This is a genomic window from Streptomyces sp. NPDC127098, from assembly GCF_042722465.1.
Classification (GTDB): Bacteria; Actinomycetota; Actinomycetes; order Streptomycetales; family Streptomycetaceae; genus Streptomyces; species Streptomyces millisiae.
The window spans coordinates 82,724-92,974 of sequence record NZ_JBHXFJ010000028.1 but is presented as its reverse complement, the minus strand read 5'-3'; the positions used below and the strand labels follow the sequence as shown (position 1 = coordinate 92,974).

7 protein-coding genes are annotated in these 10,251 nt (G+C 73.2%); 5 read left to right on the top strand and 2 right to left on the bottom strand.

Features of this window, described 5'->3' with window-relative positions:
- The 4 genes from ACFWI8_RS19300 to ACFWI8_RS19285 all read left to right on the top strand — a co-directional run.
- Positions 1 to 3,489 (top strand): multifunctional oxoglutarate decarboxylase/oxoglutarate dehydrogenase thiamine pyrophosphate-binding subunit/dihydrolipoyllysine-residue succinyltransferase subunit (locus ACFWI8_RS19300; RefSeq protein ID WP_387092784.1); only part of this gene is annotated, 3,489 nt, incomplete at its 5' end.
- A gap of 91 nt (positions 3,490 to 3,580) precedes the next feature.
- A complete protein-coding gene (locus ACFWI8_RS19295) occupies positions 3,581 to 3,763 on the top strand; it encodes a DUF6104 family protein (protein ID WP_387092781.1) in 183 nt (60 codons plus the stop codon).
- A gap of 63 nt (positions 3,764 to 3,826) precedes the next feature.
- The gene (locus ACFWI8_RS19290; protein ID WP_387092778.1) at positions 3,827 to 4,687 is read left to right on the top strand and encodes a DUF4097 domain-containing protein; all 861 of its coding nucleotides are present in this window, start codon (positions 3,827 to 3,829) and stop codon (positions 4,685 to 4,687) included.
- A gap of 1 nt (position 4,688) precedes the next feature.
- Complete coding sequence (locus ACFWI8_RS19285; protein ID WP_387092775.1) at positions 4,689 to 5,612, top strand: PadR family transcriptional regulator; 924 nt, start codon at positions 4,689 to 4,691, stop codon at positions 5,610 to 5,612.
- A 6-nt stretch (positions 5,613 to 5,618) separates the two neighbouring features.
- On the opposite strand, the gene ACFWI8_RS19280 is transcribed toward ACFWI8_RS19285, so the two are convergent.
- The gene (locus ACFWI8_RS19280; RefSeq protein WP_387092771.1) at positions 5,619 to 8,330 is read right to left on the bottom strand and encodes an ABC transporter substrate-binding protein; all 2,712 of its coding nucleotides are present in this window, start codon (positions 8,328 to 8,330) and stop codon (positions 5,619 to 5,621) included.
- A gap of 71 nt (positions 8,331 to 8,401) precedes the next feature.
- Positions 8,402 to 9,364, bottom strand: coding sequence for a zinc-binding dehydrogenase (locus ACFWI8_RS19275; protein WP_387092768.1), 963 nt, complete (start codon positions 9,362 to 9,364; stop codon positions 8,402 to 8,404).
- 97 nt (positions 9,365 to 9,461) lie between these two features.
- Here ACFWI8_RS19275 and ACFWI8_RS19270 point away from each other — a divergent pair, with 97 nt between their 5' ends.
- Positions 9,462 to 9,995, top strand: coding sequence for a GNAT family N-acetyltransferase (locus ACFWI8_RS19270; protein ID WP_387092765.1), 534 nt, complete (start codon positions 9,462 to 9,464; stop codon positions 9,993 to 9,995).
- The last annotated feature ends 256 nt before the right edge of the window (positions 9,996 to 10,251 follow it).

The following is a 10,251-nucleotide window of genomic DNA, read 5'->3' as shown; positions in this document are numbered from 1 at the left end:
GCCGCGCCGGCGGCCCCGCAGGCCGCCGCGCCCGCCGCGCCCGCGGCCGTGCCGGTTGCGCCTGCGAAGCCCGCCGAGGCCCCGAAGCCCCCGAAGCCCGCCGCGGCCAAGCCGGCGGCGGCCCCGAAGGAGGTCGAGCCGGCCGCCGGGCCCGAGTTCGTCACGCTCCGCGGTCCCGCCGCGGCCGTGGCGAAGAACATGAACGCCTCCCGTGACCTGCCGACGGCCACCTCGGTCCGCGCGGTCCCGGTGAAGCTGTTGTTCGACAACCGGATCGTCATCAACAACCACCTGAAGCGCGCCCGCGGCGGCAAGGTCTCCTTCACGCACCTCATCGGCTACGCGATGGTGCAGGCGCTGAAGGCCATGCCGTCCATCAACTACTCGTACACCGAGAAGGACGGCAAGCCGACGCTGGTCAAGCCCGAGCACGTCAACCTGGGCCTGGCCATCGACCTGGTGAACAAGAGCGGCGACCGGCAGCTGGTCGTGGCCGGCATCAAGAAGGCCGAGACGCTCACCTTCTTCGAGTTCTGGCAGGCCTACGAGGACATCGTCCGCCGGGCGCGCACCGGCAAGTTGACGATGGAGGACTTCTCCGGCGTCACCGCCTCGCTCACCAACCCCGGCGGCATCGGCACGGTCCACTCGGTGCCGCGCCTGATGCCGGGTCAGGGCGTGATCCTCGGCGTCGGCGCGATGGAGTACCCGGCCGAGTTCCAGGGCACCTCGCAGGAGACGCTCAACCGCCTGGGCATCTCCAAGGTGATGACGCTCACCAGCACCTACGACCACCGGGTCATCCAGGGTGCGGCCTCCGGCGAGTTCCTGCGCCAGATCAGCCAACTGCTGCTCGGCGAGCACGGGTTCTACGACGACATCTTCGAGGCGCTGCGGATCCCCTACGAGCCGATCCGCTGGCATGTCGACATCGACGTCAACCACGACGACGAGGTCACCAAGGCCGCCCGGGTGTTCGACCTGATCCACGCGTACCGGGTGCGCGGCCACCTGATGGCCGACACCGACCCGCTGGAGTACAAGCAGCGCAAGCACCCCGACCTGGACATCACCGAGCACGGGCTCACCCTGTGGGACCTGGAGCGCGAGTTCGCGGTCGGCGGCTTCGCCGGCAAGTCCATGCTGAAGCTGCGCGACATCCTCGGCGTGCTGCGCGACTCGTACTGCCGCACCACCGGCATCGAGTACATGCACATCCAGGATCCCAAGGAGCGCAAGTGGATCCAGGACCGGGTGGAGCGCCCGCACACCGCGCCTGAGCGTGAGGAGCAGCTGCGCATCCTGCGCCGGCTCAACGCGTCGGAGGCGTTCGAGACCTTCCTGCAGACCAAGTACGTCGGCCAGAAGCGGTTCTCGCTCGAGGGCGGCGAGACGGTCATCCCGCTGCTCGACTCGGTGCTCGACGAGGCCGCGGCGGACAAGCTGGACGAGGTCGTCATCGGCATGGCGCACCGTGGCCGGCTCAATGTGCTGGCCAACGTCGTGGGCAAGTCCTACGCGCAGATCTTCCGGGAGTTCGAGGGCAACCTCGACCCGAAGTCCATGCACGGCTCGGGCGACGTCAAGTACCACCTGGGCACCGAGGGCACCTTCACCGGCCTGTCGGGCGAGCAGATCAAGGTCTCGCTGACGGCCAACCCCTCGCACCTGGAGGCCGTCGACCCGATCGTCGAGGGCGTGGCGCGGGCCAAGCAGGACGTGATCGGGCGCGGCGGCAAGGACTTCACGGTGCTGCCGATCCTGATCCACGGCGACGCGGCGTTCGCCGGCCAGGGCGTGGTCGCCGAGACGCTGAACATGTCGCAGCTGCGCGGCTACCGCACCGGCGGCACCGTGCACGTCATCATCAACAACCAGGTGGGCTACACCGCGACGGCCGCCGCCGCCCGGTCCTCCACCTACTGCACGGACGTGGCGCGGATGATCGAGGCGCCGATCTTCCACGTCAACGGCGACGACCCGGAGGCGGTGTGCCGGGTGGCCCGGCTCGCCTTCGAGTACCGGCAGGCGTTCAACAAGGACGTCGTCATCGACCTGGTCTGCTACCGGCGTCGCGGGCACAACGAGACGGACAACCCGTCGTTCACCCAGCCGCTGATGTACGACCTGATCGACAAGAAGCGCTCCGTGCGCAAGCTCTACACCGAGTCGCTGATCGGCCGCGGCGACATCACGCTCGAGGAGGCCGAGCAGGCGCTCCAGGACTTCCAGGACCAGCTGGAGAAGGTCTTCAAGGAGGTCAGGGAGGCCACGGTCACCCCGGCCCCGGCCGAGGTGCCGGCGCCCAAGCCGGAGTTCCCGGTGGCGGTGGCGACCGGCGTCAGCGCCGAGGTCGTCAAGCGGATCGCCGAGTCCCAGGTCAACATCCCCGAGCACATCACCGTGCACCCCCGGCTGCTGCCGCAGCTCCAGCGGCGCGCGGCGATGGTCGAGGAGGGGACGATCGACTGGGCGATGGGCGAACTGCTGGCCATCGGCTCGCTGCTGATGGAGGGCACCCCGGTCCGCATGGCGGGCCAGGACACCAGGCGCGGCACCTTCGGCCAGCGGCACGCGGTGCTGATCGACCGGAAGACCGGCGAGGACTACACCCCGCTGCTCTACCTGTCCGAGGACCAGGCCAGGTTCAACATCTACGACTCGCTGCTCAGCGAGTACGCCGCGATGGGCTTCGAGTACGGCTACTCGCTGGCCAGGCCCGAGGCGCTGGTGATGTGGGAGGCGCAGTTCGGCGACTTCGCCAACGGCGCGGCCACCGTGATCGACGAGTTCATCTCGTCGGCCGAGCAGAAGTGGGGCCAGACCTCGGGCGTCACGCTGCTGCTGCCGCACGGCTACGAGGGCCAGGGCCCGGACCACTCCTCGGCCCGCATCGAGCGCTTCCTGCAGCTGTGCGCGCAGAACAACATGACGGTGGCGCTGCCGACCACCCCGGCGAACTACTTCCACCTGCTGCGGTGGCAGGTGCACAACCCGCACCACAAGCCGCTGGTGGTCTTCACGCCGAAGTGGATGCTGCGCCTGAAGGCCGCGACCTCCACGGCCGAGGAGTTCACGAGCGGCGGCTTCCGGCCGGTCATCGGGGACACCACGGTGGACCCGGCCGGCGTGCGGCGCGTGGTGCTCTGCACCGGCAAGGTGTACTACGAACTGGCGGCCGAGCGCGAGAAGCTGGGGCGCAAGGACGTGGCGCTGGTCCGTCTCGAGCGGCTCCACCCGCTGCCGGCCGAGGAGGTGCAGGCGGAGCTCGCCAGGTACATGGCCGCGGACTCGGTGGTGTGGACCCAGGAGGAGCCGGCCAACCAGGGCGCCTGGCCGTTCATCGCGCTCAACCTGGTGGAGAACGTCGAGGCGGCCGGCAAGCTGCGGCGGGTGTCGCGTCCCGCGTCGTCCTCGCCGGCGGTCGGTTCCGCCAAGCGGCACCAGGCCGAGCAGCAGGCGCTGCTCGACGAGGTGTTCGCGCTCTGAGCGAGCCTTCAACGGGTCCGGCCCGTCGCCCGACGTGGGCGGCGGGCCGGACCCGTGTCCGTCCCCGTCCCGACAACGGAAAGGAGCAGCGTTGTACTTCACCGACCGAGGCATCGAGGAACTGGCGCGGCGGCGCGGCGAGGACGAGGTCACCCTGGCCTGGCTCGCCGACCAGTTGCGGCTCTTCGTCGACCTGAACCCTGACTTCGAGGTGCCGGTCGAGCGACTGGCGACCTGGCTGGCGCGCCTGGACGACGAGGACGACGACGACTGACCTTGACTTTCCAGGTACGCGATATATCGTGTCTCCAGGACGCGATATAACGCGGGAGGGTTCATGCCGCGCACATCCGAGTGGTCCATCAGCGAGGACCGCACGCTGACCTTCGACGGGGAGCCCGTCGAGGAGCTCCAGGTGCGGGTCGTCAGCGGCCTGGTCAACGTGGTGGGCACCACCGAGTCCACCACCCGGGTCGAGATCACCGAGGTCAAGGGGCCGCCGCTGGTCGTCCGCCGGGACGGGGGCACGCTCTCGGTCGCCTACGACGACCTGCCGTGGCAGGGCTTCCTCAAGTGGCTGGACCGCAAGGGCTGGCGGCGCAGCGCGGTGGTGTCGGTCTCGGTGCCCGCCGACGCCCGGCTGACGGTGGGCCTGGTGGGCGCCTCGGCCGTGGTGAGCCGGATCGCGGGCCGCACGGACGTGCGGGGCGTCAGCGGGGACACCACGCTGGTCGACCTGTCGGGCAGGGTGCAGGCCGAGACGGTCTCGGGCAATCTGGAGGCGCAGGGGCTGACCGGCCGGCTGCGGTTCAACTCGGTCTCGGGGAACCTGACGGTGATCGACCACCGCTCCCCCCAGCTCGCCGCCGACTCGGTGAGCGGGGACATGGTGGTGGACCTGGCGCCGTCGGCGCTGCCGCCGGAGCTGCGGCTCAACACGGTCTCCGGCGAGGTCGCGGTCCGGCTGCCGGAGGGCGTGAGCGCCGAGGTGTCGGCGAGCACCGCGAGCGGCCCCGTCTCCTCGGCCTTCGCCGAGCTGTCGGCGGTCGGCGGCTGGGGCGCCAGGCAGCTGTCCGGCACGCTGGGCGCGGGGGCAGGCAGCGTGCGGTGCAGCAGCGTCTCGGGCGCCCTGGCCCTGCTGCGCCGACCGCCGGCCGCGTACGACACGCCCGCCACCTCGCTGCGTAAGGACGCCTGACATGCCTCCCGTCTTCGGCCACGGCCGTCTCCGCCTCTACCTGCTGAAGCTGCTCGGGGAGGCGCCCCGCCACGGGTACGAGGTGATCAGGCTGCTGGAGGAGCGCTTCCAGGGGCTCTACGCGCCGTCCGCCGGCACGGTCTACCCGCGTCTCGCGAAGCTGGAGGCGGAGGGCCTGGTCACCCACTCGGAAGAGGGCGGCCGCAAGGTGTACTCGCTCACCCGGGAGGGCGAGCGGGAGCTGGCGGCGCGCGACACCGAACTGACGGACCTGGAGCGGGAGATCAGGGAGTCGCTGGCGGCGCTCGCGGCCGACATCAGGGAGGACGTCAGCGGCTCGGCGCACGACCTGCGGCAGGAGGTCAGGGAGGCCGCCGCGGCGGCGCGCGGCGGCCGGCCGCCGGGCGGCGCCGGCGGGCAGCGGCACGGCGCGCACGAGCGGGCCGCCTGGAAGGCGGAGGCCAAGCGGGCAAGGGAGGAGGCCCGTCGGGCGCGCGACGAGGCGCGGACGGCCGGCGCCCGGGCCGGCGAGGAGGCGAGGGCCCAGTTCGAGCAGGCCGCGCGGCGCATCCAGGAGCGGGTGCAGACCAGGGCCGCCAGCGGCGACTGGTCGGGCGCGGTGCGCGAGGGGCTCGACGGCCTCAACCACGAGATGGGGGGATGGAGCCGGTTCGTCGGCCCGAGCACCCCGTGGGCCTGGGGCCATCCGGTGCGGGACGACGAGCCGGGCGGCGAGCCGGACGAGCCGGTGGCCGACCCGGAGCGCGAGCTGATCCGGCTCCTCGACCGCTTCCGGGACGACGTGCGGGACGCGGCGAGGGACCACGGCGTCTCGCAGGACCAGCTGCGCCACGCCCGCCGCCACCTGTCGGCGAGCGCCGCCCACCTGGTCGCGCTGCTGCGGCTGCCCGAGGACGGGTCCTAGGTCCGGTCACGGGCAGGGGTGGTTCCCTTCGCCCCACGTGGTCCTGACGTCCTCCGCGGTGACGGCCCCGCAGACCAGCTCGGCGCGCGGCGGCTGCGCGGCGGCGACGTGCAGGATGATCACCAGCTTGTCCTCGGTGGTTCGTCCGCCGCCGTCGGCCCCGGCGGGGTCGAGCCGGCCGGTGGCGCCGTCGAAGCCGTCCGGGCCGAGGCCCTGGTAGAGCACGCCCTGCACGAGGTCGCGGTCGAGGCGGCCGTTGGCCCGGCCGGTGCTCTCCCACGCCTGGTCCACGGCGGTCGCGAAGTAGCGCATGGCGTCCCAGGCCAGCGCGGGTCGCGGGTCGAGCGCGATGGCCCGGGCCACGTCGGCCGCGTCCGTCCCGCCGTAGGCCCGCTCGTAGGCGTCGGCGAAGGCCTGCCCCTCCTGACTCTCCCGCAGCATCGGCCCGCCGCCGTCCAGCACGTAGTACAGGGAGAGCTCGGGGAAGACGCGCCAGGGCTCGTCCTCGGTGATCCGCACGTTGGAGATCTCGTCGCCGCCGAGCACGCTCACCCGCGGGCAGTCCTCCGACCGCACCCTCAGCTCCTGGAGGAAGAGCGGGAGTTCGCTGCCCCGCGCCGCCCAGACCAGGGCGGTGGCGGGCTCCTCGGCCAGCCGCCCGCACACCTCGGCCGCCAGCCGCGCCAGGGTGGGCGCCGGCTCGCCGGTCAGCGTCCCCTCGTCGCGCGGCAGGTCGTTCGACGGCGTGTAGAGCAGCGTGTCCAGCGGCCCCGGGTAGCTCTCCTGGAAGGAGCCGGCCAGGCCGCTGCTGTAGGCGTCGCGGGCGTCGGCCACCAGCACCGCCCGCTCGGCCGGCCGCCGCCGGCCGTCCGCGTCGGCGATCATCGGGGCGTCGGTGGCGAACGCGGCCATGGCGGCCGCGGCCCTGCTGTTGGTGGGCGCGTTCTGGTAGTAGTGCGTGCCGTGGTCGAGCAGTTCGTCCGCGGTGCCGGCCATGCCGACCACCGGAAGCCCGGCCCGGCTCAGCACCTCGAGCGCCTGGTAGACGGTGTCCCGGCTCTGCGCCATCCCCACCACCCCGACGATGGACGGGTCCTCCTCGGCCAGGTCGACGACGTGCCGCGCCACCTGCACCGCGTCACGGAACCGGTCCCCCGCGTCGGCCGCGACCACCCGCAGCGGCACCCGCTCCCGGGTGCCAAGCGCCTGCGCGTTGCCGTGGCCCTGGGCCAGCGCGAGCCCGCGCAGTTGGGCGAGCGTCCCGCCGCGCACCGGATCGTCTGAGCCGGCGCCGCCGCTCAACGGCCCGATGTAGAAGACGGTGCGCGGCATCGGCAGCCCGTCCTCGGGACGCCAGTCGGCGGTGGCGGCGTCGACCGCGGCGTTCTGCTCCTCGATGCGCCCCAGCACCTCGCGGATGTCGGGGTCGGGGACGACCGGGCTGCCGAGCGTCGGCCCCTGCGGCCCCACACACGTGCCGTCCGAGCCCCGGAAGGTGCCGCCGGAGCACCCGTCGTCCCCGGGCAGCGGGACGAACGGCAGCAGGCCGGCGAGCAGCGCCACCGCCGTGAGTTCGGCGGCGAGTTCGGCGCGCGGCCCCAGGCGGTGCGGCCTGACCCGAAGGCGCCGCCGACGCCGCAGCTGGTAGGCGGCCCTGGGGTCGTCGGGGGCCTGCTCCTCGGGCACGGTGACCACGAGCCCGGTCACCGAGGCCACCAGGCGGGGGTCGGTCAGGCCGTCGACGAGCCAGTCGGCGGCGGCGTCGAAGCCGGTCTTCTCCTCGTCGGGGATCAGGCTGGCGAGCCCGTTCACCCCGGCCGCCACCACCAGCAGCGAGGTGGCGCCCCGGTCCTTGGCCTCGTTGCGCAGCTCCCTGATGAACCGCTGCACCCGCGAGTGCTCGTCGCCCGCGCGGTCGAAGAGCAGCACGTAGCGGTGGGCGCGGCGGCGGCGCCAGGGCCGCGGGAAGCCGCCGCGCACCGCCCGCTCCAGGTCGGTCATCATGGCCTGCACCAGCACCCGGTCCAGGTCCTCGAGGCCCTCGGCACTGGAGGCGGCCGGCACCAGGTCGCGCAGGTGGTCGAAGAGGGAGGCGGGGCCGCGCTGCCGGTCCGCCCAGGCGGTGAACCAGGCGAGCCGGCGCTTGGCGCGGGCCGTGAACAGCAGCCGGGGCAGGCCCTGGAAGGCCCAGCCGACCAGGAAGTTCCACACGGCGGCGGTGATGCCGCCGTCGCCCCTGATGCCGTCGCCGCGCTCCTCGCCCGCCACGTTCCACAGGGCCTGGGCGAGGGTGGACTCCTCGCGGTGCCTGGCGTAGAGGTGGTCGCGCATGCCCCGCCAGTGCCCCGACCTGATCGGCTCCGGTGCCGCGGCGACCGTCCTGAGCAGCCAGAGCCCGGGCAGCCTGAGCCGGCCGCCGTCGCAGGCGCGGGTGGTGCGCCGCAGCTGCTCGCTGATCTCGTCGAACAGGTCGGGCGCCTCCGGGCCGCTCTCCACACCCGAGACGTAGGCGTGCGGGGTGAGCGGGCCGTGCTCGCCGTTGAGCCAGCGCCGCAGTCCCGTGGCGACGCGCCCGTCGACCGGGCCGGTGAGCAGCAGCACCGGCAGCCAGGTGCGCCGCCGCCGGGGCTGCTTGATCAACTGTTCGAGGGCATCGACGAACTCGCCCATCCCCCGGTACGCGGGTAACTCGCCCGCGTCTCCCCCCTGGTCGGTCATGGTCGCCTCCCCCAGCGCCATCCTCGTCCCCGTCCTGGTGGACGACGCCGGGGGCACCCGGAACGGTTCCGTCACATGGTGAGCACGATCTTCCCGAACTGTTCGCCGGCCGCCATCCGGGCGAAGCCCTCGCGCGCCCGGTCGAGCGGCAGCACCGTGTCGATCACCGGCCGGATGCCCTTGGCCGCGCAGAACGAGGCCAGCGAGGCCAGCTCCTCCCGGCTGCCCATGGTGGAGCCGACGACCTTGAGCTCCAGGAAGAAGATGCGGTTCAGCTCTGCGGAGGGCGGCGCCTGCCCCGAGGTGGCCCCGGAGATCACCAGGGTGCCGCCGGGCCGCAGCGACTTGACGGAGTGTGACCAGGTGGCGGCGCCGACCGTCTCCAGCACCGCGTCGACCCGCCTCGGCAGCCGCGCCCCCGACTCGAACGCGGCCTCGGCGCCGAGCGCCACGGCCCGCTCGCGCTTGGCCGCGTCCCTGCTGGTGACCAGCATCCGCAGGCCCGCGGCGGCACCGAGCACGACGGCGGCGGTGGCCACCCCGCCGCCGGCGCCCTGCACCAGCACGCTGTCGCCCGGGCGCACCCCGGCGTTGGTGAACAGCATCCGGTAGGCGGTGAGCCAGGCGGTGGGCAGGCAGGCCGCCTCCTCGAAGGACAGCTCCTTCGGCTTGGGCAGCACGTTCCACCGGGGCACGGCCACCCGCTCGGCGAGCGTGCCCTGGTACTTCTCGCTCAGCAGCGTGCGGCGCTCGGTCGGGCCGACCCCGTGTCCGGTGGCCCCGATGACCGAGTACACGAGGACCTCGTTGCCGTCCTCGTCGACGCCGGCCGCGTCGCAGCCGAGCGTCATCGGCAGCGCCTCGGCGGCGAGCCCGACGCCGCGCAGGGACCACAGGTCGTGGTGGTTGAGGGAGGCGGCGCGGACGTCGACGACGGCCCAGTCGGTCCTGGCCTCGGGCTCGGGACGGTCGCCGAGCTCCAGTGCGTTCAGCGGCTGGTCGCGGTCGAAGCGCGCGGCATAGGCGGCAAACATGGCCCTCACGCTAGTACCGTCCCGCCGCTCCGTTCCAGAACCGGCGCTGGAGTGGGACGATGGAGAGTTCACGGCGCGGAGTTCACGGGGAGATGTCATGGGCACGGTTTTTCTGCGGCGTCTCAGCCGGTGGCAGGCGGAGTCGGAGCGCGCGGGCATCGGCGACCTCTACCTGGCGGCCCGCCAGGAAGCGCCGGGCGTCTTCCCGCTGGAGCGCGAGGAGTTCGTCCGCCGGCTGGTCGACGAGGACACCGGCGAGCCGGAGTTCGACATGATGGTCGCCGGCGACCCGGCGCTCGTCGGCTGCGTCTACGGCTTCCGCGTCGACCGGGACGGCGACTGGTGGCGCGCGTTCACCGACGTGCCGCTGACGATCGACGAACTCACCACCTCCCGCCAGGTGTTCGTCATTGCCGCGCTCCTGGTCGCGCCGCACCGCAGGCGCCAGGGGGTGGCGACCAGGCTCCAGCGGGAACTGCTCGCCCGCCACCGGGCGGGCCTCCACCTCACCCTCCTCGACCCCGGCAACGCACCGGCCCGCACCGCCTTCCAGTCCTGGGGCTGGACCAAGGCCGGCCAACTCACCCCGACCGACGGCACGCCCCCACGGGAGGCGTGGATCGCCACGTAACGGGCGTGGCCGCGTAACGGGCGTGGCCGCCCTACCCGACCCGGCCACGGCGCCGGACCACCGCCGGCACACGGTCCCACCCCGCGCTGCGCGCGGCCCCACCGGGCCGGAACACCACCGGGGCCATGCCCCGCACCGCGCCGCGCTACGCGCGGCCGTGCCACTCGACGCGAAGCGCCAGCGCACCCGGCCCCGCAGGGCACCCGCACGGCCAGGCCGTCCCCCTGCCACGGCATGCCCTCCGGCACGAAGCACC